We start from the raw sequence: 24,827 nt of genomic DNA, 5'->3' as shown, positions 1-24,827 counted from the left end.
GCGGGCGCTGGCGCCGCGGCGGGTCATGCGGTTTACACCGCCGCAACCTGGGCCTGGGTCGGGTCCCAATGCTGGCCCGGCACGGCGGCGATGAGTTGTTGCGTGTAAGCGTGTTGCGGGTTGTCGAAAATCTGGCTGGGCGATCCGTATTCCACCACCTTGCCTCGGTGCATGACCAGCACCGAATTGCAGATCTGGGCGGCAACGCGCAGGTCGTGGGTGATGAACACCAGCGCGATCTGCAGGCGCTGCTGCAGGTCGTGCAGCAGTTGCAGCACCTGGGCCTGCACCGAGACGTCCAGCGCCGACACCGATTCGTCGGCCACCAGCACCTTGGGTTCCAGCGCCAGGGCGCGGGCGATGCCGATGCGCTGGCGCTGGCCGCCGGAGAACTGGTTGGGGTAGCGGTCGAACGCCGACGGGTCCAGTCCCACCAGCGACAGCAGCTCGCGCACGCGGGCCTCGGCCCGGGCGCGCGGCACGCCGTTGGCGACCGGGCCGTCGCTGATGATGCGGCCGACGGTATGGCGCGGGTTGAGCGAGGCGAAAGGGTCCTGGAAGATCATCTGGATATCCTTGCGCAGCGGCCGGAAGCGCGACTCGGGCAGGGTGGCGATGTCCTGGCCGTTGAAGATCAGCTGGCCGCCGTTGATGCCGACCAGCTTGAGCAGGCACTTGCCGATGGTCGACTTGCCCGAGCCGGATTCGCCGACGATGCCCAGCGTTTCGCCGCGCCGCACGCTGAAGCTGACTCCGTCGACTGCATGCACTTCGCGCTTGCCGCCCAGCCAGCCGTGTCCGACGACATAGGTCTTCTTCAGATCCTTCACCTCCAGCACCGGTTGTTCCGGCGTGGCGGCGGCGCGTTCCTCGCCGCGGCGGTGCGGCACCGCCGCGATCAGGCGCTGGGTGTAGGGATGGCGGGGGCGATTCAGCACTTCCTCGGCCGGGCCCTGCTCGACCAGAATGCCCTTTTCCATCACCGCCACGCGGTGCGCGATCTCGGCGACCACGCCGAAGTCGTGGGTGACGAACATCACGCCCATGCCTTTTTCCTTCTGGATGCGGGCGATCAGCGCCAGGATCTGGGCCTGGGTGGTGACATCCAGCGCCGTGGTCGGCTCGTCGGCGATCAGCAGCGCCGGCTCCAGCGCCAGCGCCATCGCGATCATGACGCGCTGGCGCTGGCCGCCCGACAGCCGGAAGGGATAGACGTGGTAGAGCGTGGCCGGGTCCGGCAGGCCGACGAAGGCCAGCAGTTCCAGCGTGCGCCGCATGCGCTCGGGGCCGGGGTAGGCGTTGTGCACGCGCATGACCTCGTTGATCTGTTCGCCGACCGTCATCAGCGGGTTCAGCGCCGACAGCGGTTCCTGGAAGATCATGGCCATGTCCTTGCCGCGCATGCCTTGCAGCGTGGCCTCGTCCTGGCGCAACAGATCAGTGCCGCGGAACAGGATGCGGCCCTGTTGCGGCGTCAGGTAGTCGGGCAGCAGGCCCATGATGGCGTTGGCGCTCATGGACTTGCCGGAGCCGGACTCGCCGACAATACAGAGGATTTCGCCGGCATGGATGTCATAGGAGACATCCTGCACCGCGAATGGACGGTCGCCGCCGCGGGGCAGGGCGATGCTGAGGTTCTGGATGGACAGCAGGGGCGTGGGTGCGTTCATGCCGTTCTCCTATTCGCCGCGCTTGCGCAGTTGCGGGTTGAGGGCGTCGTTCAGGCCTTCGCCGATCAGGTTGATGGCCAGCACGGTCAGCAGGATCGCCACGCCCGGCCACACGCTCATCCACCAGGCTTCGCGGATCATGGTGCGCGCGGCGCCGATCATGAAGCCCCAGCTCATCTCGTTGCGGTCGCCCAGTCCCAGGAACGACAGCGACGATTCGGTCAGGATGGCGGTAGCCACCATGAACGAGGCCGACACGATGATGGGCGACATGGCGTTCGGCAGGATCTGTGTGCCGACAATGCGCGCCGGCGTCTGGCCGATGACGATGGCCGCCTGCACGAACTCGCGTTGTTTCAGGGTCATGAACTCGGACCGGACCAGCCGCGCCGCCGGCGGCCATGACACCACCGCGATCGCGCCCATGATGGAATACATCGAGGGGCCCAGGATCGCCACCAGCACCACCGCCATCGCCAGTTGCGGGATAGTCTGGAAGAACTCGGTGAAGCGCATCAGCGCGTCATCGACCCGGCCGCCGCAGTAGCCGGCAATGGCGCCCACGACGATGCCGAACACCAGCGCCACCGCCGTGGACAGCAGGCCCACCATCAGCGAGACGCGGGCGCCCCACACCAGGCCGGCGGTGATGTCGCGGCCCAGCATGTCGGTGCCGAACGGATAGGCGGCGTCGGTGAAAGGCGGGATCAGCGGATCGGCCACCATCATCCAGGGCGAATCCTGATAAAGCAGGGGCGCGGCCAGCGCCACGATGACCACCACCAGCATGATGGCCAATCCGGCCACCGCGCCATAGTTGCGCATATAGCGTCGGGCGAATTGCTTCATGCCGCGGCTCCTTGTTGCGCGCCCGCGCTGATGCGCGGATCGATCAGGCGGTACAGTACGTCGGTCAACAGGTTGAACACCACCACCATGATCGAGGTCACCAGGAAAATACCCAGCAGCAGCTGGTAGTCGCGTTGCAGCAACGCGTCGAACATCAGCCGGCCGATACCGGGCCAGGCGAACACGGTTTCGGTCAGCACCGCGCCGCCGGCCATCTGGCCCAGCTGGATGCCGGCGAAGGTGATGACCGGCAGCAGCGCATTGCGCAGCACGTGGGCGCGGATCACGCGGCCGGGGCTCACCCCCTTGGCGCGCGCCGTCTTGACAAAGTCCATGCCGATCACTTCCAGCATCGAAGCGCGCGTCAGGCGCACGTACACCGCCATGAAGAAGCAGCCCAGCGTCACGGTCGGCAGGATCAGGTGCTGGGCGATGTCGGCGGCGCGGGCCCAGCCAGTCAGGCCGGCCCCTACCGTTTCCATGCCGAAGGCGGGCAGCCAGCCCAGCACCACGGAGAACAGCAGGATGCCCATCAGCGACAACCAGAACAGCGGCGTGGCATAGAGCAGCAGGGCGCCGGTCATGACCGAGCTGTCGATCCAGCGGCGCTTGTTACGGTAGCGCGCCTTGGCCGCGACCACGCCCAGCAGCACGCCCAGCACGATCGAGAACAGGAAGGCGCAGGACATCAGCAGGAAGGTGGCGGGCAGGCGTTCGACGATCAGGTCCAGCACCGGCACATGGTTGCGATAGGAAAAGCCCAGGTCCAGTTGGACCACGCCTTTCAGGTACAGGAACAGTTGCGTCAGCACGGGCTTGTCCAATCCGAACGCGACGCGTAGTTGCTCGACATAGGCGGCGTCACCCGCGCCCGCCTGGCCCGCCAGCACGGCGGCGGGGTCGCCCGGCGCCAGGCGGATCAGGAAGAAATTGATGATGACCACGCCCAGCACGACCACCAGGGCCTTGCCGATGCGTGAAACCAGGAAAGACAGGAATTTCATGCTCTGGATCCTCCGTGGACGGGCGCTGGCGTCCGTCGCGCGGCCGGGCGCCGCGGGCGGGCCGGGTGGCGCCGCCCGCGGCTTGCGGCGCTTACTTCTCGATGTAGACGTCGTCGAACGATTCGTTCAGGCCGATGGCCGTCTTGACCAGGTTCTTGACGTTGGCGCGATACAGCGTGGGGAACTCCATGTCCACCAGGAAGCCGTTGGCGACTTCGTTGACCAGGGTGGTCTGCAGCTTGCTGTAGATCGCCTGGCGCTTGGCCGGATCGACCTCGGAGGCGGCGGCTTCCCACTGCTTGTCGGTCTCGGGGTTGCTGTAGCCCTGCACGTTGGCGAACGGCGATCCCTTGACGATGTTGGACGAGATGTACAGGCGCTGCACGCCCAGCGCGGGGTCGCCGTACTGGTAGGTGAAGTTGGTGGTCAGGTCGAAGTCCCAGTTGCCGGTGCGGCTGGCCCAGCCGCCGGCGTCGGTCGATTCGAGATTGACCTTGAAGCCCAGCTGTTCGAGCGCCTGCTTGGTGTATTCGCCCAGGCGGTCCCAGGTCGAGCCATACGGGAAGCTCAGTTGGCGGATGGTGTAGTCCTCGGGCTTGATGCCCGATTCCTTGATCAGCGCGCGCGCCTTCTTCATGTCGAACGGCAGGGGCGGCATGTTCTTGTCGTAGAACATCTCGGTCGTCACGAAGGGGCTGGTGGCCACCTTGCCCAGGCCAAAGAAGATGTTGTTGACCACCATCTTGCGGTTGAGCGCGGCCATCACCGCCTGGCGCACCTTGACGTTGTCGAAGGGCGGCTTGCGCATGTTGAAGATCAGGTAGGCCTGGGGCGAGAACATTTCCCAACCGGCGGTGGTGTACTCGACCTTGGGCAGCGCGCGCAGGCGCTTGATGTCGACGTTGTCGACGTCGCCGCCGCGCAGCACGTCGACGCTGCCGCGCTCGAACGCCACCGCGCGCGAGGCCGCGTCGGGAATCACGTTGAACACCAGTTCGTCCAGGTAGGGCTTGCCCGGCTTCCAGTAGTCGGGGTTGCGCACCAGCTTGATGTATTCGCCGCGCTTCCATTCCTTGAACATGAACGGGCCGGTGCCGATCGGCTTCTGGTTGGCCGGATTGGTCATGTAGTCGGTGCCGGCGTAGATGTGCTTGGGCATCATCGGCGCGAAGCCCGGTTCGAACATCAGCATGAACGCCGGGAACGGCGTCTTCAGCTTGATGACCACGGTTTTCGGATCGGTGGCCTGCACCGAGGCGACGAACTTGTTGAGAATCACGCGGGCCCGCGCATGGGTCTTGGGCAGCATGTCGGCCAGCGAGAAGACCACGTCGTCGGCCGTGAACGGCTTGCCGTCATGCCATTTGACGTTGTCCTGCAAGTGGAAGGTGTAGGTCAGGCCGTCGGGCGACGCTTCCCACGATTTGGCCAGGCCGGGTTGCGGCTTCAGGTCGGTCGAGTAGGTCAGCAGGCTTTCATAGATTTTGCCGGCGACGAATTGCGTCGGGCCCTGCTGGTTGATGGCCGTGACGATCACGGGCGGCTCGGGCTGGACGATCATGTTGAGCGTACCGCCCTTGGTCTGGGCCAGGGCCTGCGTGGCCGGCAAGGCGGCCGCCAGAACCAGGGCGCCGATGCTGAGGGAGAACCAAGTCTTCGATTTCACTGCGAGCCTCCAGGCTGGAAGAGGGTTGTCAGGTGGCCGCCTGTCACACGGCACGTGCCGGTAGTGATAAGCAAACCTCGTGCCACCTGTTTCTCGGGGAACTGCGGGGTGGAGCTGCTACAACAATGCTACGTATGGGTGCAGATGCGGCGCCGCGCACCAATGCGGCGATAGACTGGGTGCATGCGCGGCACGCTATCGGGTGATGTCTATCCAGGTGGTTTTCAGGTCGCTGTACTTGTCGAGCGCATGCAGCGATTTGTCGCGGCCGAAACCCGATTGCTTGACGCCGCCGAACGGCACGGTGATGTCGCCGTCGGCATAGCAATTGACCCAGACCAGGCCGGCGCGCAGGCGCCGCGACAGGCGGTGCGCGCGCCCCAGGTTGGCGGTCCAGAGCCCGGCGCCCAGGCCGTACGCGGAATCATTGGCCAATGCGATGGCCTCGTCCTCGGTATGGAAGCGTTGCGCCGCCAGCACCGGGCCGAAGATCTCCTCGCGCAACAGCGGGCTGGATGCGTCGGTGCAGTCGAAGATGGTCGGCTCGATGTAGAAGCCGCCACTGTCGCCGTGCAATTGGCGGCCGCCGACGCGCAGCGTGGCGCCTTCGGCCTGACCGGCCGCGATGCGGGCCATGACCGCGCGCGTCTGGCGCTCGTCGACCATGGCGCCCAGGGCCGTGGCCGGATCGAGCGGATTGCCTGGCCGCATCTCGGCGGCGTGCCGGGCCACTTTCTCCATGAACGTGTCATAGATGGCATCCTGCACGTACAGGCGCGAGCCGGCGATGCAGACTTCGCCCTGGTTCGAGAAGATTGCCAGCGCGGCGATCAGCGCGGCGTGGTCCAGGTCCGGACAGTCCTCGAACACGATGTGGGGCGACTTGCCGCCACATTCGAGCCACACGCGCTTCAGGTTCGATTCGCCCGAATAGCGCATGAAGCGCTTGCCGGTGGCGGTGGAGCCGGTGAAGGCCACGCAGTCGACGTCCGGGTGCAGGCCGAGCGCGCTGCCGGCGACCGGGCCGGTGCCGGGCACGACGTTGAAGACGCCCGCGGGGATGCCGGCCTGCTCGGCCAGCGCGGCCAGCCGCAGCGCGCTCAAAGAGGATTGCTCGGCCGGCTTGAGGATCACGCTATTGCCCGCGGCCAGAGCCGGCGCGACTTTCCAGGCGGCCATCAGCAGCGGGTAATTCCACGGCACCACGGCCGCCACGACGCCCAAGGGTTCGCGCGTGACCGTGGCCAGCGCGTTGGCGCCGGTCGGCGCGATCTCGTCATAGCGCTTGTCGATGGCTTCGCCGTACCAGGCATAGCAGTGTGCGGTCTCGGGCAGGTCGAAGGCCAGCGCGTCGCGGATCGGCTTGCCCATGTCCAGGGTCTCGATCAGCGCCAGTTCCTCGGTGTGCTCGCTGATCAGCTGACCCAGCCGAATCAGGCGAGCCTTGCGTTCGCGCGGCGCCAGGCCGGACCAGATGCCGGCTTCGAAGGCGCGGCGGGCGGCGGCCACGGCGCGGTCGACGTCGGCCGCGCCACAGGCGGCCACGTCGGCCAGCTTGCGGCCGTCGATCGGGCTGGTGGCCGCGAAGGTGGCGCCGTCGGCGGCGTCGACATAGGCGCCGTCGATGTAGGCCTGGCCGCGCAGCGTCAGCGCGGCGGCGCGGGCTTGCCAGTATTCGAGGGTATGCAGGGTCATGACAGGGTCCTCGTCGTTTCAGCGCGCGGCGTTGGCGCGGGCCACCATGGCATCGAGCAGCACATTGCAGCCGGCTTCGAGGTGCGCGGGTTGCGCATCTTCGATTTCGTTGTGGCTGATGCCGTCCTTGCATGGCACGAAAATCATGGCGGTGGGCGCCACCGCGGCCATGTAGACGGCGTCATGGCCGGCGCCGGTGACGATGTCCATGGCCGGCAGGCCGCGCTGCGCGGCGCCCTGGCGCACCTTTTCCACCAGGTCGGGATCGAAGGGGGTGGGGCGGAAGTACTGCACGTCCTTTACGTCCACCTGCACGCCGTACCGCTCGGCGATATCACGGCAGGCTTGGCGCCATTGCTGGTCCATGTGCGTGAGCGTGGCTTCGTCTTCGTGGCGCAGGTCGGCGGTCAGGCGCACCTGGCCCGGGATCACGTTGCGCGAACCGGGGTGGGCGTGGATCTCGCCCACCGTGCCGCGCCCGTGCGGTTGGTGGGCGTTGGCGATGTCGATGACGGCCTGCACCAGGTAGCTGGCGGCGTACAGCGCGTCGCGGCGGATGCCCATGGGCGTGGGGCCGGCGTGCATCTCCATGCCGGTCACGGTGATGTCGTACCAGCGCAGGCCGAGCGAACCGGTCACCGCGCCGATCACTTTTTCTTCATGTTCCAGAATCGGGCCCTGTTCGATGTGGGCCTCGAAATAGGCATCCACCGGGCGGCCGCCAACGGGGTCGGGGCCGGCGTAGCCGATGGCCTGCAGCTCATCGCGCACCGTCAGGCCCTTGGCGTCGCGCGCGCTCAGCGCGGTCTCCAGCGGGAATTTGCCGGCGAACACGCCCGAGCCCATCATCACAGGCACGAAGCGCGAGCCTTCCTCGTTGGTCCAGATGGCCAGTTCCAGCGGCGCCTCGGTCTGCACGCCCGCGTCGTTCAGCGTGCGCATCACTTCCAGGCCGGCCAGCACGCCGAAGCAGCCGTCGAATTTGCCGCCGGTCGGCTGCGTGTCGATATGGCTGCCGGTCATCACCGGCGGCAGGGCGTCGTTGCGGCCGGCGCGGCGCGCGAAGATATTGCCCACCTGGTCCACGCGGATCGTCAGGCCGGCGTCGCGCATCCAGCCGGTGACCAGATCGCGGCCCTGGCCGTCGAGCGCGGTCAGGGCCAGGCGGCAATTGCCGCCCTTGGGCGTGGCGCCGATCTCGGCCAGATCCATCAGGGATTGCCAGAGCCGGTTGCCGTTGACGGACAGGGTAGTAGTCATGGGGAGCCTCGTTCGGGTTAGTGGGCGGCGGCGTTGCGCGCCAGCGCCGCCTCGCGGATAGCGGTAAGCGTCTGGCCGGGGGCGATGCCGTCGGCGTCGTAGCGGATTTCCAGCAGCGCGGGGCGCCGTTCGCGCTCGGCGTAGGCCAGCGCGCGGTCGAATGCCGCGGCGAAATCCTCGGTGCGTTCGACGGCCTCGCCATAGCCGCCGTAGCCGCGCACGATCTGGGTGAAGTCGGGGTTCTCGAAGCCCAGCGCGATCGGGCGGCCGGGGAATTCGCGCTCCTGGTGCGCGCGGATCGTGCCCCACATGCCGTTGTTGAACACCAGCACCACGATGCCCAGCCGGTACTGCTGGGCCACGCCCAACTCCTGCAGGTTCATCTGGAAGCAGCCGTCACCGGCATAGCAGACCACGGTCTTGTCCGGGTGCTCCAGCTTGGCCGAGACGGCCGCCGGCAGGCCATAGCCCATCGACCCCACGGTCGGCGCGAGGCTGGTGCCCAGACCGGTGAACTGGCGGTAGCGGTGCGGATACAGCGCGTAGTTGCCTGCGCCCACCGTAATGCAGGCATCCGGGGCCAGGCGCTGGTTGACCTGCGCGGCCACGGCGTCCAGACCCAGCGGGCCGGGCGCTGGCAAGGGCTTGAGCGAATCCAGGTATTCAGCGTGAGCCGCCCGCACGGCCGCGGCGCGCGGCGTGGCGTGGGCCGGTTGCAGCGTCGCCACCGCCTGCGCGAAGCCGGCGACGCTGGCGGCGATCGCCTGGGTCGGGGCGAAGACGCGGCCCGGCTCCTGCGGATCCGGGTAGACGTGGATCAGCGCCTGGCGTGGCAGCGGGCTCTCGATCAACTGATAGCCTTCGGTGGTGGCTTCGCCCAGACGCGTGCCGACCGCCAGGATCAGATCGGCCGCCTTGATGCGCGCGCGCAGCGCTTCGGTCATGCCCCAGCCCATCTGGCCGGCGGCGTTGGGATGGCGCTGGTCGAAGCATTCGAGCCGGCGCCAGGCCGTCGCCACCGGCAGTTCGAAGCGTTCGGCGAACGCGGCGATCTGCTGGATCGCGCCGGCATTCCAGCCGCTGCCGCCCAGCACCATCACGGGCCGCTCGGCCTGGTCTAGCAATTGACGCATGCGTTCCAGGTCTGACAGACCGGGGCTGGCGGCGACGCGCTGGTAGCGAGGCATGTCCGCCACCGCGGCGGTGCCCCACAGCGTGTCTTCCGGCAGCGCCAGCACCACCGGTCCGGGACGGCCGCTGGTGGCGGTGGCATAGGCGCGCGCCACGAATTCCGGGATGCGGTCGGTGCGGTCGATCTGTGCCACCCACTTGGCCATCTGGCCGAACATGCGGCGGTAGTCGATTTCCTGGAAGGCTTCGCGCTCGTAGAAATCGTTGCCGACCTGGCCGACGAACAGGATCATGGGCGTCGAGTCCTGGAAGGCGGTGTGCACGCCGATGCTGGCGTTGGTGGCGCCCGGGCCGCGGGTGACGAAACAGACGCCGGGTTCGCCGGTCAGCTTGCCGTAGGCCTCGGCCATGTAGGCCGCGCCGCTTTCCTGCCGGCAGACCACCGGTTCGATGGCGTCACGGTGCTCGTTCAGCGCGTCGATGCAGGGCAGATAACTTTCACCGGGGATCATGAAGATCCGGCGCGTGCCGTGGATGCGCAGTTGCTGCATCAGGATCTGGCCGCCGTTGCGCAGCGGGGGGGATACAACCGTCATGCAAACACTCCCGGGGGGGGGGGCTGGCCGCGCAGGGCGCGGGCTGGGGTTCGTGGCAAGGCAAGCGGCGGCCGGCGCCGCCGGGACGAAGGCGGGCGGGGCCTAGATGTCGGGCCGGATGCTCCCGTCGTCATCGCCGAAGTCTTCCCGCAGCCGGGCCAGGATGCCGATCAGGTGCGCATGCATGGCGTGGCGCGCGCGGATCGGATCGCGCGCCAGGATGGCGGTCAGGATGCGCTGGTGCTCGGCGTGGGCCACCGCCCATACCTTGGTATTGACGAAGTAATCCTGCATGCGGCTGAACACCGGGCTGGCCAGGCTCAGGTTCCACAGATGGGCCACCGTGGCGGCCAAGGCCGCGTTGCCGCAGGCGGCGGCGATGGCGCTGTGGAATTCGCGGTCATGCCAGCCTGGCGCGTCGGTCAGCGACATGGCCTCATGGGCCGCGCGGATGGCGGCGATCTGCGCCGGGGAACCTTGCTGCGCGGCCAGCGCCGCGCACTCGGGTTCGATCAACATGCGCGCTTCGAGCAGGTCGAAGGGGCCGATGTCGTCCTGGATGGCCGCAGACGCGCCGCCTGGAGCGGCGGGGGCGGCTTCGCGGCTGGCCGTGACGAATACGCCGGTGCCCACCCGCACCTCCACGTAGCCCTCGATCTCCAGGGCGATCAGCGCTTCACGGATCGAGGCCCGGCTCACCTGCAATTGTTCGGCCAGCTCGCGCTCGGAAGGCAAGCGGCCGCCGTGCGGAAAATCGCCCGCGCGGATGCGCCCGGCGATCTGGTCGGCGATCATGCGATAGAGGCGGGTGACGGCGACGGCTTGGAAGGTGCTCATGGCGGTACTGCAAAATCTTGGTCAGGTGGTCAGGCCACCAATATAGGTATCTTGTCGTTGAAATAGAAGCGAAATTCAGGGAATAAAGGGAAAACGATCAGAGGGATTTCCCGTCTTCCTATCTGGTGGTCAGGCCAGTTGTCTGGTGATCGATGAGGCCGAATGCGAGGCGGGAGGAGGCGTTCAAGCGTGGCAGGGCCACGGCAAGGCCGGAGGACCCGGCGCCGCGGGGGCTTGTCCTGCGGGCCGGCCCGGTGGAATCGGCGCGGCGGCAGTGAGAGAAACGCGCCGGGCGGGCCGCGCGGCGCATGCGCGGCGCCCGAAGGTCAAGCGGCGCCGTGCGTTGACGGCGCACGCGGCGCCGAAGGGATCAGGCGTCAGCGCCCGGTTCGGGGGTCTGGGTGAAAGCGCGCACCAGGCGCGCGATGCCCTCCAGCTCGTCATGCGCGCCAACCGCCCATTCGGGCTTTTCAAAGGGGCTGTCCGACGGCGCATCGTCCAGGTTGGCCTTCAGGTCGCCCAGCAGTTCCAGGGCCATGTCGGTGGCTTGCGGGCTGCCGCGGGTGGAAAGGGCGATGGCGATCGCCAGCGCCTGGCGCAGCGCAAGCAGGCGTCCGTCGAGTTCGGTATCCACGGGGAATGTCCTTGTCATGGGGAAATGCGGGCATTTTACGGGGCATGGGTCTCGGTTCCGCCCCGCGGCTGCCGGCGGCGCGGGACCGGGTCCGGCGGCCGTGTCACGCCTGGCGCGTTGCGTCCTCGCAGCAGGCGCCGGCCACGTTTGCGCCAGATCAACCCCCGCGGGTCGGCGCAGGCGAATAATTCGAGGTATGCAAGCCACCCTCAGCCCCTCAGTCGCCGACCCGTCGGCCGCCGCCGAACCTTTCTTTCCCCCCCAGTTGCTCGCGCGGCTGGACAAGAACGGCCCCCGCTATACCTCATATCCCACTGCCGACCGCTACCACCAGGCGTTTGGCCAGGCCGAGTATCGCCAGGCCCTCGGGCAGCGGCGCGCGGCCTGTACGCCGGAACCGTTGTCGCTCTACGTGCATATCCCGTTCTGCGATTCGGTTTGCTATTACTGCGCGTGCAACAAGGTCGTGACCCGCCATCACGACCGCGCGGCGCGCTACCTGGATGCGCTGGCGCGGGAAATCGCCCTGCACGTGGCCGAGTTGGGGCCGGGCATGCCTGTGTCGCAGCTGCATTTCGGCGGCGGCACTCCGACCTTTCTTGCCGATGAAGAGCTTGATCGACTGATGGCGGACCTGCGCGCGGCCTTCCGCTTCGAGCCCGACGCCGAGATCTCCATCGAGGTGGACCCCCGCACGGCTACGCCGCAGCGCCTGGCAACGCTGCGCGCACTGGGCTTCAATCGGCTCAGCTTCGGCGTGCAGGACTTCGACCCCAGAGTGCAGGTCGCCGTGCATCGCGTGCAGTCGTTCGAAGAGGTGCGCGACCTGATGCAGAGCGCCCGGGCGTTGGGCTATGCCTCGATCAACGTCGACCTGATCTACGGCCTGCCGCTGCAGACCACGGCGTCGTTCGCGCGCACCATCGAGCAGGTCAGCGCATTGCGGCCCGACCGTATCGCGCTCTACGCCTACGCCCACCTGCCCGAGCGCTTCAAGCCGCAACGCCGCATCAATCCGGAGGATCTGCCCGACCGCGCCACCCGGGTCGGCCTGCTCAGCGCGGCCATCGAGGGGTTCCTGAAGCAGGGCTATACCTACATCGGCATGGATCATTTCGCGCTGACCACGGACGCCCTGGCGATCGCCAAACAGCGCGGCCAATTGCATCGCAATTTCCAGGGCTACAGTACCCAGCCCGACCGCGACCTGGTGGCGCTGGGCGTGTCGGCCATCGGCCGCATCGGCAATACCTACAGCCAGAACGCCAAGGATCTGGACAGCTATTACGCGGCCATCGAGTCGGGCCATTTCGCCGTCGAGCGGGGGCTGGCGCTCAATGCCGATGACCTGGCGCGGCGCGACGTCATCATGGACATCATGTGCCAGGGCAGGGTGGACTTTGCCGGCGTCGAGGCGCGGCATGGCTTGCGGTTTGGGGACTATTTCGGGCCGGAGCTGTCGCAGGTGGCCAATCTGGCCGAACTCGGCCTGGTCAACCTGCGTGCCGGCGAATTACGCGTAACCGGCCTGGGCTGGTATTTCGTCAGGGCCGTAGCCATGACCTTCGATGGCTATCTGCGCAACGCCAGCACGGCGGCCAGCTATTCGCGCATCATCTGACGGGCCGGCCGCCCAGGCGGGCAGCCGGCAAAGCCGGACTGCGGCGCAGGCCTATTCGGCGAATTTCTCGCGCAGGAACAAGGCCAGCGCCAGGTCGTCGGACAGTTGCAGCTTGCGCATGGCGCGGCGCTTGTGAGTGCTGACGGTCTTCTTGCTGCGCTTCAGGCGCGCGGCGATCTGAGTCACCGACATTCCCTGGCTGATGTGGCGCAGGACCTCGACCTCGGAGGTGGTCAGCATCGCGTGGGGCGGGCGCGGCGACAGGGGGCGGATCTTGCCGTCGTGCACCGAGAGGAAAGGATCTTTCTTGCTGAGGACGCCGTGGATCATCTCGGGCAGCAGCAACATGCCCCATTGCTTGGCCAGGTAGCCGTTGGCGCCGGCGCGATACGCCGCATACTGGGTTTCCTGGCGATTGCCCGCCGAGAAGGTGATGATCGCCAGGTTGGGGTGATAGCGCCGCAGGCGGCGCAGGTAATTGACGCCATCCCAGGGTTCCTGGGGCAGGTAGAAATCGATCAGGGCCACGTCGCAGGGCGTGCTGGAGAGCTTGTCCAGCAGCCGGCTGGCCGAGGTTTCCTGGTGGATGACACGAAAGCCGGGCCGGGCATCCAGGTAGGCGCCCAGGCCCAGCGCCACGACGGGATGGTCATCGAGGATCGCCACCCGGATGACAGGGGGCGGCCGCGACAGCAGCAGGTGCTTGCGGGAATTGGGGCGGTCACCTGCATCGTGGGAGCGCGGCTCGGCAGAGGCGGCGGCATCCGGCGCTGAGGCAGTATTCATCAAGACTCCACAGAATGGACGGGAAAACGTCGGTAAAAAGGGTGTGCGCCCGAAGGCTGCTGGGACTGCACACTCGCCGTAACCAGTCCGAAATTCGAGTGTGAAGCTTATGGTCTTACGGCGTCGTATTGCCCAAAACTAAACATGAATCAGACAAAACTACGTTTGTGATACCGTGATGCGACGTTAATCCCGGCCATGCTTTGACTGGCGTGGCGAGGAATAAAATCGCGTCGATATTCCGGCCCGGCGTTCGCTGGCCGGTGGCGCAAGACAGGCAAGGCGGTGGGCAGCGCATGTCCAAGAAGATTCTGATACTAGGCAGGGATGGGCAATTGGGTTTCGAACTGCGGCGCAGCCTCGCGCCGCTGGGCCGCGTGGCGGCATTCGGGCGCGCCGATTGCGACCTGACCTATCCGCTGCAGATCGCGCGGCTGGTGCGCCGCGAGAAGCCGGACATCATCGTCAATGCCGCGGCCTACACGGCCGTCGAGCGCGCCGAGGAAGACACCGTGCGCGCCATGCGCATCAATGCCGAGGCGGCGGGCGAACTGTCGGCCCTGGCGGCCGAGCGCGGCGCGCTCATCGTCCACTATTCATCGGACTATGTGTTCGACGGCGCCAAGGCCGGTCCCTATGACGAGTGCGACGCGCCGGCGCCGCTGAACGCCTATGGCCGCAGCAAGCTGGCCGGCGAGCGGGCGGTCTGCGCCATGAACCCGGCGCACCTGGTGTTGCGCACATCGTGGGTCTACGGCGTATTTGGCAACAGCTTCCTCAAGACCATGTTGCTGGCGCTGCGCCAGCCAGAAACGCTCAGGGTGGTGAGCGACCAGCGCGGCGCCCCGACCGGCGCCGCCTACATCGCCGATGCCACCGCGCTGATGCTGGCCCGCTACCTGGCGCGGCCGGCGCATGCGGCTTTCCCGTTCGGCCTGTATCACCTGGCCGCCACCGGCGATGCCAGTTGGCATGAGTACGCCTGTTTCATCGCGCAGCAGGCGCGCCGCGCCGGCCTGGCCGTCACCCTGACGCCAGGCGACATCGTGGCGGTGCGCTCTGACCAATATCCCGCCAAGGCGCGCCGGCCGGCCAATTCGCGGCTCGACAGCCGGCTGCTGGAACGCACTTTCGGTATCCTCGCGCCGCATTGGGAGGACGGTGTGAGACACGCGCTGGCCACGATTGCGGATAGCCGCAATCTGGCCTGAAGCCGTCACGGGCCGCCGCTGTCGCGCAAATGTCACGAGATAGGCGCAAAGGGTGCTACAATCGGCAACGATAAGCTCCACCGACCGCGCTTCAATCGCACCGGTGGCGCGGCACCAAGTCCACCCTCAAGGCCCAGGCACCATGTTTTTTCCGCTGGCACGAACTACGACCCGGAACTTTCGCCCTATGTCGCGTTAGTTTTTCGTGCGTCGGGTTTCACCGTGTCAGGTCAGCGGTAGGACTCAGCAAGACAACCAGATAAACGCGGCTACCAGCCGCGTTTTTCGTTTCTGAATTTCGATTTTTCCCCAAGAACCCCAGGAAGCACTCCCGATGGTACAGATCACATTGCCCGATGGTTCGCAGCGCCAATACCCGGGGCCGGTCACGGTCGCCGAGGTGGCGCAGTCGATCGGCGCGGGATTGGCCAAAGCCGCCTTGGGCGGCCGCGTGACCTTTGACGGCGCCGACCCCACGCTGGTCGATACCAGCTACCGCATCGAGGGCGACGCCCGCCTGGCCATCGTGACTGCCAAGGACGCTGACGGCCTGGACATGATCCGCCATTCCACGGCGCACTTGCTGGCCTACGCCGTCAAGGAATTGTTCCCCGACGCCCAGGTCACCATCGGCCCGGTGATCGACAACGGTTTCTACTACGACTTCTCGTACAAGCGCCCGTTCACGCCCGAAGACCTGACCGCCATCGAGAAGAAGATGGCCGAACTGGCCAAGAAGGACGAGATCGTCACGCGCGAAGTCTGGTCGCGCGACGACGCCGTCGAGTTCTTCAAGGGCATCGGCGAAAAGTACAAGGCGGAGATCATCGCCTCGATTCCTTCGAACGAGCCGCTCAGCCTGTATCGCGAAGGCGAGTTCATCGACCTGTGCCGCGGCCCGCACGTGCCGTCCACGGGCAAGCTGAAGGTCTTCAAGCTGATGAAGGTGGCCGGCGCCTACTGGCGCGGCGACAGCAAGAACGAGATGCTCCAGCGCATCTACGGCACTGCCTGGGCCACCAAGGAAGAACAGGAAGCCTACCTGCACATGCTGGAAGAGGCCGAGCGCCGCGACCACCGCAAGATCGGCCGCGAACTCGACCTGTTCCACTTCCAGGACGAAGCGCCCGGCCTGATTTTCTGGCACCCCAAGGGCTGGGCCCTGTGGCAGCAGGTCGAGCAGTACATGCGCTCGGTCTACCGCGACAACGGCTACCAGGAAGTGAAAGCGCCGCAGATCCTGGACATCTCGCTCTGGAAAAAGACCGGCCACTGGGACAACTACCGTGAAAACATGTTCACGACCGAGTCCGAGAACCGCGTCTATGGCCTGAAGCCGATGAACTGCCCGGGTCACGTGCAGATCTTCAATGCCGGCCTGCATTCCTACCGCGAGCTGCCGCTGCGCTACGGCGAATTCGGCCAGTGCCACCGCAACGAACCGTCCGGCTCGCTGCACGGCATGATGCGCGTGCGTGGTTTCACGCAGGACGACGGCCACATCTTCTGTACCGAAGAGCAGCTCCAGGACGAATGCGCCGACTTCACGGCCCTGTTGCAGAAGGTCTACCGCGACTTCGGCTTCACCGAGGTGCTGTACAAGGTCGCCACGCGTCCGGAAAAGCGCATCGGTTCGGACGAGGTCTGGGACACGGCCGAACAGGCCTTGATGGAAAGCCTGCGCCGCACTGGCTGCGAATTCGAGATCTCCCCCGGAGAGGGCGCGTTCTACGGCCCCAAGGTCGAATACACGCTGAAGGACGCTATCGGCCGCCACTGGCAGTGCGGTACGATCCAGGTCGACTTTTCCATGCCTGTGCGCCTGGGCGCCGAGTACGTGGACCAGAACGACCAGCGTCGTCCGCCCGTGATGCTGCACCGCGCCATCCTGGGTTCGCTCGAGCGTTTCATCGGCATGCTGATCGAAAACCACGCCGGCGCGATGCCGCCCTGGCTGGCGCCGGTGCAGGCCGTGGTGTGTTGCATTTCCGAACCTTCGGCCGATTATGCGGCCGAAATCACGCAAAGCCTGAAAAAACAAGGCTTTAGGGTCGAGTCCGATTTGCGCGGTGAAAAAATCACTCGTAAAATTCGGGAGCACAGCCTGCAGAAGGTGCCGTACATCCTCGTCGTCGGCGACAAGGAGAAGCAGAACGGCACCGTCGCCGTACGCGGATTGGGCGGTCTGGACCTCGGTGCCATCGCGTTCGACGACTTCGTCGCCCGCCTGTCCGAAGACGTATCCACCCGCCGCGACGTCAATCAACCCGATGGCAGCGCTGCTTAACATTTCTAGGAGCTTTCAACATCGCCACTGAAAAAGCCAATCGCATCAACGGTGAAATCCGCGTCCCCGAGGTGCGCCTGATAGGTCTGGACGGAGAACAGCTGGGCATCGTCAAGATCGCCGACGCGTTCCGTCTTTCCGAGCAAAACGACGTGGATCTGGTGGAAATCGCGCCGAACGCCGAGCCGCCGGTCTGCCGTTTGATGGACTACGGTAAGTTCAAGTACCAAGAGCAGAAGCGCCAAGCCGAAGCTCGCTCGAAGCAGAAGGTCATCCAGGTCAAGGAAGTCAAATTCCGTCCGGCCACCGACGAGGGCGACTACCAGGTCAAGCTGCGCAATCTGCGCCGCTTCCTCGAGGAAGGCGACAAGGCCAAGGTGACCCTGCGATTCCGTGGCCGTGAAATGGCTCACCAGGAACTGGGCATGCGGGTACTTGAGCGGGTGCGCGACGATCTGCTGGAACTGGCCCAGGTCGAAGCCATGCCGAAGCTCGAAGGCCGTCAGATGGTCATGGTGCTGGCGCCCAAGAAGAAGGCTCCCCCCGCGGGCAAGCCGGAATCGGCGGCGTAAAGCTCCTGCCGGCCTTTCCTTCTGGATAGGCCTGGCCGTTCCTTCCCGCGACCCGCCGTCCAGCCCATGTTCGGCGGGTTCGCTTATTGGGCGGCTCTGCGCTACGATGTCATTGATAGCCGCCTTCCCGAAAGGGAAGGCGGCGTACGTTCGGGGTGTCGCGATGCATGTTTTGTTCGTTTTGGATCCCTTGCCGCTCTTGAAGGCGTACAAGGACAGTTCTGTCGCCATGATGCGTGCCCTGGTGGCGCGCGGCCATACGCTCAGTGTGGCCATGCAGGGCGATCTTTACATCGAGGCCGGCACGGTCAAGGCTGTCACCACGCCCATCGAGCTGGTGGAAGGCGCCGACCTGCACGGCCACGACTGGTGGCGCGAGTCTGCCTCCCAGGACCTGCCGCTGGCCGATTTCGGCGCGGTGGTGATGCGTAAAGACCCGCCTTTCGACATGGAATACGTGTATTCCACCCACCTGCTCGAATACGCCCAAGCGCAGGGCGCCAAGGTGTTCAACGGCGGTGCGGCGATCCGCAACCATCCCGAAAAGCTGGCCATCACCGAGATCAGCGAGTTCACCGCGCCGACGCTGGTGACGCGCAACATGGCGCGCCTGAAGGCCTTTCACGACAAGCACCACGACGTCATCGTCAAGCCGCTGGACGGCATGGGCGGCACTGGCGTGTTCCGCCTGCAGCCCAAGGACCCGAACCTGAACGCCATCCTGGAAACGCTCACCGACAACGGCGCGCGCACCATCATGGCGCAGCGTTACATTCCCGAGATCGTCAAGGGTGACAAGCGCATCCTGTTGATCGGCGGCGAGCCGGTCCCGTATTCGCTGGCGCGCATCCCGCTGGCCGGCGAAACCCGCGGCAACCTGGCCGCTGGTGGCCGGGGCGTGGCGCAGGAGCTGTCGCCGCGCGACCGCGAGATCGCTGAGGCCGTCGCGCCCAAGCTGGCCGAGCGCGGCCTGCTGCTGGTCGGCCTGGATGTCATCGGCGACTACGTCACCGAGGTCAACGTCACCAGCCCCACCTGTTTCGTGGAGATCGCCGAGCAGACCGGTTTCGACGTCGCCGGCATGTTCGTCCAGGCGCTGGAAAAGGCCGTGGCCACCGGGGCCATGACGGCCGCCGATGCCGCGGCCGCCGCCTGAATCGCCGGAACCAGCCATGACCACGGGTATCGTCATTGTGGTGCACGCGCCCCTGGGCGCGGCGATGCGCGAGTGCGCCAGCCACGTCATGGGTAACCTTGACGGCATGTTGGCAATCCACGACATTCAGCCCGAGGACCGGCCCGACGATCTGGCTCCGGCCGTGCTCAAGGACATCCTTGAGCAGGATCACGGCGGCGGGGTGCTGGTGCTGACCGACCTGATCGGTGCCACGCCCGCGAATATCTCCAAGCGGGCCGTGGCCGACGCGCAGGCGCAGGGTATCCAGTGCTGCGTACTGGCGGGCCTGAACACCCCCATGCTGCTGCGCGCGCTGACCTACCGGAATCTCTCGTTGGCCGAGACACGCGAGAAGGCGCTCGCGGGCGGGGTGCAAGGGGTATTGCGGGTAGACTGACGGGCAGGAATTTGTCCTATATTTCGGCTAATATTTCAAGCCGACGAGCGCTTGGACAATTTGCTGCAATCACCAACTGCGGTGTGATGCCGCGGTCATCATAATTCCTATGCCTAATAAAGACATTGTCATCAGCAATAAATTGGGTTTGCATGCGCGGGCGGCCGCCAAACTGACGCAACTTGCCAGCAAGTTCTCCAGCGAGATCTTCATCTCCCGGGGCGCGCAGCGTGTCAATGCCAAGAGCATCATGGGGGTCATGATGCTGGCCGCCGGGTTGGGCGTGACGGTCAAACTGGAGGCCTCCGGCAACGATGCCGAACAGGCGCTCTCCGAAATTGAAACTCTGTTCGATAGCAAATTCGGTGAACAGGAATAGCAGCGCTTCCGAATCCGCCGGCCCGGACATTGTCCGGGCCGGCATGTCCGCGGGCGCTACCGCGGTCGATACGCATGACGGGGCTGGCTCTGCCAGCCCCGTTATTTGTTTGTACGGCAAGGGTGTGGCGCGCGGCTACGCCATCGGCCGCGCGGTGGTCATGGGGGCGGCGGCGCTGGAAGTGGCGCACTACCGCATATCGCCCGAGGACGTGCCGGCCGAAAGCCGCCGCCTGACCGAGGCGCTGGCCTCGGCCCAGCAGGAACTGCTGCAATTGGCCGATACCCTGCCGGCCGATGCGCCGCGCGAGCTGGGCGCCATGCTGAATGTGCACAGCCTGTTGCTGGGCGATCCGCTGTTGGCCGAACAGACGCTGGCGCTGATTGCCGAGCGGCACTACAACGCCGAATGGGCGCTGACCACGCAGGGCCAGATCCTGGGCCAGCAGTTCGACGCCATGGAAGACGAGTACCTGCGCGAACGCGGCGCCGATGTGCGCCAGGTGATCGAGCGGGTGCTGCATGTGCTGTCGGGCACGTCCGTGATCCTGCCAGACATGTCGCACATGGGCGGCGACGAGGCGCTGGTGGTGGTGGCGCATGACATTTCGCCAGCCGACATGCTGCGCCTGCGCGGCGGACGCTTCGCCGCCTTCGTCACCGACCTGGGTGGACCGACCTCGCATACCGCCATCGTGGCGCGCAGCATGGGTGTGCCCGCCGTGGTGGCCATGGGCAATGTGCGCGAGTTGGTGCGCGACGGCGACATGCTGATCATCGATGGCGCCGCTGGCGCGGTGGTGGTCAATCCGTCGGAACGCATCATGCAGGAATACCGCCGCCGCCAGGCCGACTATGCCGACGAGCGCGCCGAACTGAGCCTGTTGCGCGATGAGCCTTCCGTCACGCTGGATGGCATCGACATCGTCCTGCATGCCAACATCGAACTGCCGGAAGAAGCGGCGCTGGCGCTGGCCTCGGGAGCGCACGGCATTGGCCTGTTCCGCAGCGAGTTCCTGTTCATGGGGCGCCCGGATCTGCCGGGCGAAGAAGAGCAGTACGAGGCCTACTCGTCCGTCGTGAAGGTGATGGCGGGCCGTCCGGTCACCATCCGCACGTTGGACATCGGCTCGGACAAGACGCTGGATGGCGAGGCTACCGTGGCCACCAATCCGGCGCTGGGCCAGCGCGCCATCCGCTATTGCCTGGCGCGTCCGGAGATGTTCGCGACGCAGTTGCGCGCCATTCTGCGGGCGTCGGCCCACGGGCCGGTGCGGCTGCTGATCCCGATGATCGCGCACATGCACGAGGTGGTGGCGACGCGGGCGGCCATCGAGTCGGCGCGGCGCGAACTGGATGCGCGCGGCCAGCCCTACGCGGCGCACATGGAAGTGGGCGCCATGGTCGAGGTGCCGGCCATCGCCATCGCCATCGAACCCTTCGCGCAGGCGCTGGATTTTCTCTCGATCGGCACCAACGACCTGATCCAGTACACGCTGGCCATTGACCGCGGCGACCATGACGTGGCGTCGCTCTATGACCCCTTGCATCCGGCGGTGCTGCGGTTGATTGCCCACACCATCAACGCGGGCGAAAGAGCGGGCAAACCGGTAGCCGTGTGCGGCGAAATGGCCGGCGATTCGCGCATGACGCGTTTGCTGCTGGGCCTGGGGTTGACCGAATTCTCGATGCACCCGCAGCAGCTGCTGGACGTCAAGCGGGAGGTGCGCCGCGCCCATTCCAATGCGTTGCGCGTGAAGGTCGCCAGCGCCCTGAACCGGGCCTTGCCGGTGGATCTGGATACCCTGGACCTGTGACCCGGGCGGCGGCCCGCGAGGCCGTGCCCCGCATCAAGAACCCGGCGCACGCGCCGGGTTTTTTCTGGGGCGAGCAGGGCGGGCCCGGGCGCTTGGCCGCCAGCGGGCCGAAAAAAAAGCCCCCTGGCTGGCAGGGGGCTTGCTGTTGCCGTCCGCGCCGTGGCGCGAGGCGGAATTAGCTGTGGTAGGCCGATTCGCCGTGGCTGGTGACGTCCAGCCCTTCGCGTTCCTGGTCTTCCGGCACGCGCAGGCCGCACAGGGCGTTGGCGATCTTGTAGGCGATCCAGGCGACCACGCCCGACCAGACGATGGTCAGCAGCACGCCTTCGAGCTGCACCCACAACTGGCCCATGATCATGCCAGGTTCGGCCAGGCCGGGGCCGCCCAGTACCTGGGCGTTGAAGACGCCGGTCAGCAGGGCGCCGACGATGCCGCCCACGCCGTGCACGCCGAACACGTCCAGCGCGTCATCCGCACGGAGCAGGCGCTTCAGGCCATTGACGCCCCACACGCAGACCACGCCGGCAATCACGCCGATGATGAGCGCGCCAACCGGGCCGACCAGGCCGGCCGCGGGGGTGATGCCGACCAGGCCGGCAACGGCGCCGGAGGCGGCGCCCAGCATCGAGGGCTTGCCCTTGATGGCCCATTCGGTGAACAGCCAGGCCAGCACGGCGCCAGCCGTGGCGATCATGGTGTTGAAGAAGGCCAGGGTGGCGTTTTCGTTGGCGGCCAGCGCGGAGCCGGCGTTGAAGCCGAACCAGCCGACCCACAGCAGCGCGGCGCCGACAAACGTCATCGGCAGGTTGTGCGGCTGCATCGCTTCACGGCCATAGCCGACGCGCTTGCCGATCACATACGCGCCCACCAGGCCGGCGACGCCGGCATTGATGTGCACCACGGTGCCGCCGGCGAAGTCCAGCGCGCCCTTGGCGTTGAGCAGGCCGGGCGCCGTTTCCGAGGCGAACCAGACCATGTGCGCGATCGGCACGTAGGCGAACGTGAACCAGATCACCGTGAACACCAGCACCGCCGAGAAGCGGGCGCGCTCGGCGAAGCTGCCCACGATCAGCGCGCAGGTGATGCCGGCGAACGTGGCCTGGAACGAGGCGAACAGCAGTTCGGTCAGCGAGTTCGACATGGCGTACTTGCCATCGGCCGGATTGAACATCCCGGAGAAGAACGCACGCGAGAGGCCGCCGAAGAACGCGTTGCCTTCGGTGAAGGCGAGGGAATAACCGTAGATGAACCAGAGGACCAGGCCCAGCACGAACGTGCACATTACTTGCAGCAGCACCGACAGCACATTCTTGCTGCGTACCAGGCCGCCATAGAACATCGCCAGACCGGGTACGGCCATCATCAATACGAGGAGGGTAGAGACGAGCAACCAGGAGATATCTGCTTTATCCATTTTCAGGCTCCAATGAGTCTTTCTTATTTGTCTACAGCGCAGCTTCGCCGGCTTCGCCAGTCCGGATACGGATCACTTGTTCAAGGGGGGCGGCGAAGATCTTGCCGTCACCGATCTTGCCGGTGCGGGCGGCTTGCTCGATGGCTTCGATGACCTGGTCGACAAGGTGGTCGGGCACGGCGGCCTCGACACGCAGTTTCGGCAGGAAGTCGACGGCGTATTCGGCGCCGCGATAGAGCTCGGTATGGCCCTTCTGGCGCCCGAATCCCTTCACTTCGGTAACGGTGAGGCCCTGGACGCCGATCCCGGATAGAGCCACCCGCACTTCGTCGAGCTTGAAGGGCTTGATGATGGCGATGATGAGTTTCATGGCATTTCCTCTCATGGTTGCACGTTGGCATCGTCCATCAAGCAAATTCCATGCCATATGGTGTGACGCCCGGAAGGCGGGCGGGCAGGCGCTTTGGTTGTGCCTGATTGCACCAATATAGTGCGTCATGCACCAGGAGTCAGCATCAATGCGGTGCATGGCGCGGTTGTGGTGAGGAATGCAACGGGATATGTTTTGCCGCCGCCATTTGTTGCGAGTTGATGCCGGCCTGCCCGCATGTCGGCACGCTTGCTGGCGTTGACGCGGCTGGCGTCCGGGCGCAGGCCGCCGGCCGCCGAGCGTTGCGGGCCGGGCTTCGCGTGCCAGATATCGATGTGACCGGTAGCCGGCAGATGCGTCGGAGCAGGGCGTAAAACGGGGGCGGGGCGTGATACGAGGGTTTACACGGATGAGCTTGTTGCGAACGGTGGGCTGAAGAAGAATCAAGTCCAGTTCATTGCGGTATGCGGGCCTGGTCGGGTTGCGGCAATTGGGATCTGGCGCCGCGGCTCTCTGAATACCAAGAACCAATAAAGGATAGAGGCATGAGGACGATCCAAGCCAAGGCCTGCATCATGCTGGCGCTGGCCGCCGCGCTGGCCGGCTGCAACAAGAGCGATGAGGCGGTGGCGCCGCCCGCGGCATCGTCCACGCCGGCGCCCTCCGCTACGCCGCCGGCTGCCCCGCCGGCGGCCAGCACGCCGCCCGCGGCTGTGACGCCGCCCGCGGCCAGCACGCCGCCGGCCACCACCGCGCCGTCCGGCTCGGGTGCGCCTGCTGGCGCGTCCGCCGCCTTGCCGGCCGAATGTGATGCTTACCTGACCAAGGTCAGCGCCTGCATGGACAAGCTTGGCGCTTCCAATCCCGCAGCGGCCAGCTTCAAGCAGCAGCTCGATGCCGCCAAGACCCAGTGGGCGACGATCAGCGACAAGACGCAGTTGGCGGCGCAGTGCAAGCAGTCGGCCGATCTGTTCGCGCAGTCGGCAACGCAGATGGGTTGTCCGTAACGATGTTGGTAGGGGGTCGCTCCCAAGGCGGCCCGGTTTTCTCCTGTGCTTTGATGGGCGGTCACCGCATGCGGCCCGCCCTTTTTTTTGCCCGCGGCCGATGTCGGGAAAGCACTACACTTAAGGGATCGAGAACACGTGAGGCCGCTATGAACAACCGCACCCAGTGGATGGAAGACATCCAGAAGAACATTTCCGACCTGATCGCCCGCAGCCCGGCGGCGGACGTCGAGCGCAATGTGCGCGCCATGATGACGCAGACGTTTTCGAAACTCGACCTGGTCACCCGCGAAGAGTTCGACGTGCAGGCCGACCTGCTGGCGCGCACCCGTGCGCGCGTCGATCAACTGGCCGCCACGGTCGAGCAGCTGGAGTCGCGCCTGTCCGCCCTGGACAAGTAATCGGCGCGGGATGTTTTTGCCACGGCCGCAATCGCGGCCGTATTCGT

22 protein-coding genes are annotated in these 24,827 nt (G+C 66.2%); 10 read left to right on the top strand and 12 right to left on the bottom strand.

Annotated features, from left to right (window positions below; all coding sequences use genetic code 11):
* Positions 1-32: 32 nt before the first annotated feature.
* The 9 genes from K2W61_RS26290 to K2W61_RS26250 all read right to left on the bottom strand — a co-directional run bounded on the left by K2W61_RS26290 (position 33) and on the right by K2W61_RS26250 (position 11,342).
* Positions 33-1,670 (bottom strand): ABC transporter ATP-binding protein, encoded by a 1,638-nt coding sequence (locus tag K2W61_RS26290; protein WP_175134217.1) that lies wholly within the window; start codon positions 1,668-1,670, stop codon positions 33-35.
* 9 nt (positions 1,671-1,679) lie between these two features.
* On the bottom strand, positions 1,680-2,519 hold the full coding sequence (locus K2W61_RS26285) for an ABC transporter permease (RefSeq protein WP_175134218.1): 840 nt from the start codon (positions 2,517-2,519) through the stop codon (positions 1,680-1,682).
* Entirely contained in the window at positions 2,516-3,523 is a 1,008-nt protein-coding gene (locus tag K2W61_RS26280; RefSeq protein WP_175134219.1) for an ABC transporter permease, read from the bottom strand. The genes K2W61_RS26285 and K2W61_RS26280 overlap by 4 nt, the downstream gene beginning before the upstream one ends.
* Before the next feature lie 91 nt (positions 3,524-3,614).
* Positions 3,615-5,189: an ABC transporter substrate-binding protein gene (locus K2W61_RS26275; RefSeq protein WP_175134220.1), complete on the bottom strand. Its 1,575-nt coding sequence runs from the start codon at positions 5,187-5,189 to the stop codon at positions 3,615-3,617.
* 195 nt (positions 5,190-5,384) lie between these two features.
* The gene (locus K2W61_RS26270) at positions 5,385-6,884 is read right to left on the bottom strand and encodes an aldehyde dehydrogenase (protein ID WP_236756851.1); all 1,500 of its coding nucleotides are present in this window, start codon (positions 6,882-6,884) and stop codon (positions 5,385-5,387) included.
* A gap of 18 nt (positions 6,885-6,902) precedes the next feature.
* Positions 6,903-8,144 (bottom strand): Zn-dependent hydrolase, encoded by a 1,242-nt coding sequence (locus K2W61_RS26265; RefSeq protein WP_236756850.1) that lies wholly within the window; start codon positions 8,142-8,144, stop codon positions 6,903-6,905.
* A gap of 17 nt (positions 8,145-8,161) precedes the next feature.
* On the bottom strand, positions 8,162-9,871 hold the full coding sequence (locus tag K2W61_RS26260; protein WP_236756849.1) for a thiamine pyrophosphate-binding protein: 1,710 nt from the start codon (positions 9,869-9,871) through the stop codon (positions 8,162-8,164).
* Positions 9,872-9,973: 102 nt separating this feature from the next.
* The gene (locus K2W61_RS26255; RefSeq protein WP_236756848.1) at positions 9,974-10,708 is read right to left on the bottom strand and encodes a FadR/GntR family transcriptional regulator; all 735 of its coding nucleotides are present in this window, start codon (positions 10,706-10,708) and stop codon (positions 9,974-9,976) included.
* Positions 10,709-11,078: 370 nt separating this feature from the next.
* Complete coding sequence (locus tag K2W61_RS26250; RefSeq protein ID WP_175134225.1) at positions 11,079-11,342, bottom strand: hypothetical protein; 264 nt, start codon at positions 11,340-11,342, stop codon at positions 11,079-11,081.
* Between the two features lie 196 nt (positions 11,343-11,538).
* On the opposite strand from K2W61_RS26250, the gene hemN reads away from it, so the two are divergent.
* Complete coding sequence (gene hemN, locus K2W61_RS26245) at positions 11,539-12,963, top strand: oxygen-independent coproporphyrinogen III oxidase (protein ID WP_175134226.1); 1,425 nt, start codon at positions 11,539-11,541, stop codon at positions 12,961-12,963.
* Between the two features lie 51 nt (positions 12,964-13,014).
* On the opposite strand, the gene K2W61_RS26240 is transcribed toward hemN, so the two are convergent.
* The gene (locus K2W61_RS26240; protein WP_175134227.1) at positions 13,015-13,749 is read right to left on the bottom strand and encodes a response regulator transcription factor; all 735 of its coding nucleotides are present in this window, start codon (positions 13,747-13,749) and stop codon (positions 13,015-13,017) included.
* A 296-nt stretch (positions 13,750-14,045) separates the two neighbouring features.
* On the opposite strand from K2W61_RS26240, the gene rfbD reads away from it, so the two are divergent.
* The 7 genes from rfbD (at position 14,046) to ptsP (ending at position 21,588) form a co-directional block, all read left to right on the top strand.
* Positions 14,046-14,960: a dTDP-4-dehydrorhamnose reductase gene (gene rfbD / locus K2W61_RS26235; RefSeq protein WP_175134228.1), complete on the top strand. Its 915-nt coding sequence runs from the start codon at positions 14,046-14,048 to the stop codon at positions 14,958-14,960.
* Positions 14,961-15,294: 334 nt separating this feature from the next.
* Positions 15,295-17,247 carry a threonine--tRNA ligase gene (thrS, locus tag K2W61_RS26230; protein WP_236756847.1) on the top strand — a complete coding sequence of 651 codons (1,953 nt, stop codon included), beginning with the start codon at positions 15,295-15,297 and terminating at the stop codon, positions 17,245-17,247.
* Positions 17,248-17,267: 20 nt separating this feature from the next.
* Positions 17,268-17,819: a translation initiation factor IF-3 gene (gene infC, locus K2W61_RS26225; RefSeq protein ID WP_175134241.1), complete on the top strand. Its 552-nt coding sequence runs from the start codon at positions 17,268-17,270 to the stop codon at positions 17,817-17,819.
* 163 nt (positions 17,820-17,982) lie between these two features.
* Complete coding sequence (gene gshB / locus K2W61_RS26220) at positions 17,983-18,975, top strand: glutathione synthase (protein ID WP_175141881.1); 993 nt, start codon at positions 17,983-17,985, stop codon at positions 18,973-18,975.
* A gap of 16 nt (positions 18,976-18,991) precedes the next feature.
* On the top strand, positions 18,992-19,393 hold the full coding sequence (locus K2W61_RS26215; protein ID WP_054432359.1) for a PTS sugar transporter subunit IIA: 402 nt from the start codon (positions 18,992-18,994) through the stop codon (positions 19,391-19,393).
* A gap of 109 nt (positions 19,394-19,502) precedes the next feature.
* Complete coding sequence (locus K2W61_RS26210) at positions 19,503-19,772, top strand: HPr family phosphocarrier protein (RefSeq protein ID WP_175134231.1); 270 nt, start codon at positions 19,503-19,505, stop codon at positions 19,770-19,772.
* A gap of 109 nt (positions 19,773-19,881) precedes the next feature.
* The gene (ptsP, locus tag K2W61_RS26205) at positions 19,882-21,588 is read left to right on the top strand and encodes a phosphoenolpyruvate--protein phosphotransferase (protein ID WP_272909351.1); all 1,707 of its coding nucleotides are present in this window, start codon (positions 19,882-19,884) and stop codon (positions 21,586-21,588) included.
* A gap of 175 nt (positions 21,589-21,763) precedes the next feature.
* Here ptsP and amt read toward each other — a convergent pair whose 3' ends face one another.
* Both amt and K2W61_RS26195 read right to left on the bottom strand, forming a co-directional pair.
* Complete coding sequence (gene amt / locus K2W61_RS26200; protein ID WP_175134232.1) at positions 21,764-23,002, bottom strand: ammonium transporter; 1,239 nt, start codon at positions 23,000-23,002, stop codon at positions 21,764-21,766.
* Between the two features lie 31 nt (positions 23,003-23,033).
* Positions 23,034-23,372 carry a P-II family nitrogen regulator gene (locus K2W61_RS26195; protein ID WP_006218735.1) on the bottom strand — a complete coding sequence of 113 codons (339 nt, stop codon included), beginning with the start codon at positions 23,370-23,372 and terminating at the stop codon, positions 23,034-23,036.
* A 545-nt stretch (positions 23,373-23,917) separates the two neighbouring features.
* On the opposite strand from K2W61_RS26195, the gene K2W61_RS26190 reads away from it, so the two are divergent.
* A complete protein-coding gene (locus K2W61_RS26190; RefSeq protein ID WP_236756846.1) occupies positions 23,918-24,379 on the top strand; it encodes a DUF5339 family protein in 462 nt (153 codons plus the stop codon).
* 149 nt (positions 24,380-24,528) lie between these two features.
* Complete coding sequence (locus tag K2W61_RS26185; protein ID WP_175131658.1) at positions 24,529-24,780, top strand: accessory factor UbiK family protein; 252 nt, start codon at positions 24,529-24,531, stop codon at positions 24,778-24,780.
* Positions 24,781-24,827: the final 47 nt, after the last annotated feature.

The organism is Achromobacter pulmonis, from assembly GCF_021733725.1.
GTDB classification, from domain to species: Bacteria; Pseudomonadota; Gammaproteobacteria; order Burkholderiales; family Burkholderiaceae_B; genus Achromobacter; species Achromobacter pulmonis.
Note: the sequence above shows the minus strand (reverse complement) of the source record. Positions and strands in the feature narration are given on the sequence as shown.

What these genes read in the sequence shown, in the direction of transcription:
- K2W61_RS26290 (WP_175134217.1), bottom strand. Translation starts at nt 1,670, where the DNA reads ATGAACGCACCCACGCCCCTGCTGTCCATCCAGAACCTCAGCATCGCC.
- K2W61_RS26285 (WP_175134218.1), bottom strand. Translation starts at nt 2,519, where the DNA reads ATGAAGCAATTCGCCCGACGCTATATGCGCAACTATGGCGCGGTGGCC.
- K2W61_RS26280 (WP_175134219.1), bottom strand. Translation starts at nt 3,523, where the DNA reads ATGAAATTCCTGTCTTTCCTGGTTTCACGCATCGGCAAGGCCCTGGTG.
- K2W61_RS26270 (WP_236756851.1), bottom strand. Translation starts at nt 6,884, where the DNA reads ATGACCCTGCATACCCTCGAATACTGGCAAGCCCGCGCCGCCGCGCTG.
- K2W61_RS26265 (WP_236756850.1), bottom strand. Translation starts at nt 8,144, where the DNA reads ATGACTACTACCCTGTCCGTCAACGGCAACCGGCTCTGGCAATCCCTG.
- K2W61_RS26260 (WP_236756849.1), bottom strand. Translation starts at nt 9,871, where the DNA reads ATGACGGTTGTATCCCCCCCGCTGCGCAACGGCGGCCAGATCCTGATG.
- K2W61_RS26255 (WP_236756848.1), bottom strand. Translation starts at nt 10,708, where the DNA reads ATGAGCACCTTCCAAGCCGTCGCCGTCACCCGCCTCTATCGCATGATC.
- hemN (WP_175134226.1), top strand. Translation starts at nt 11,539, where the DNA reads ATGCAAGCCACCCTCAGCCCCTCAGTCGCCGACCCGTCGGCCGCCGCC.
- K2W61_RS26240 (WP_175134227.1), bottom strand. Translation starts at nt 13,749, where the DNA reads ATGAATACTGCCTCAGCGCCGGATGCCGCCGCCTCTGCCGAGCCGCGC.
- rfbD (WP_175134228.1), top strand. Translation starts at nt 14,046, where the DNA reads ATGTCCAAGAAGATTCTGATACTAGGCAGGGATGGGCAATTGGGTTTC.
- thrS (WP_236756847.1), top strand. Translation starts at nt 15,295, where the DNA reads ATGGTACAGATCACATTGCCCGATGGTTCGCAGCGCCAATACCCGGGG.
- gshB (WP_175141881.1), top strand. Translation starts at nt 17,983, where the DNA reads ATGCATGTTTTGTTCGTTTTGGATCCCTTGCCGCTCTTGAAGGCGTAC.
- K2W61_RS26215 (WP_054432359.1), top strand. Translation starts at nt 18,992, where the DNA reads ATGACCACGGGTATCGTCATTGTGGTGCACGCGCCCCTGGGCGCGGCG.
- K2W61_RS26210 (WP_175134231.1), top strand. Translation starts at nt 19,503, where the DNA reads ATGCCTAATAAAGACATTGTCATCAGCAATAAATTGGGTTTGCATGCG.
- amt (WP_175134232.1), bottom strand. Translation starts at nt 23,002, where the DNA reads ATGGATAAAGCAGATATCTCCTGGTTGCTCGTCTCTACCCTCCTCGTA.
- K2W61_RS26195 (WP_006218735.1), bottom strand. Translation starts at nt 23,372, where the DNA reads ATGAAACTCATCATCGCCATCATCAAGCCCTTCAAGCTCGACGAAGTG.
- K2W61_RS26190 (WP_236756846.1), top strand. Translation starts at nt 23,918, where the DNA reads ATGAGGACGATCCAAGCCAAGGCCTGCATCATGCTGGCGCTGGCCGCC.
- K2W61_RS26185 (WP_175131658.1), top strand. Translation starts at nt 24,529, where the DNA reads ATGAACAACCGCACCCAGTGGATGGAAGACATCCAGAAGAACATTTCC.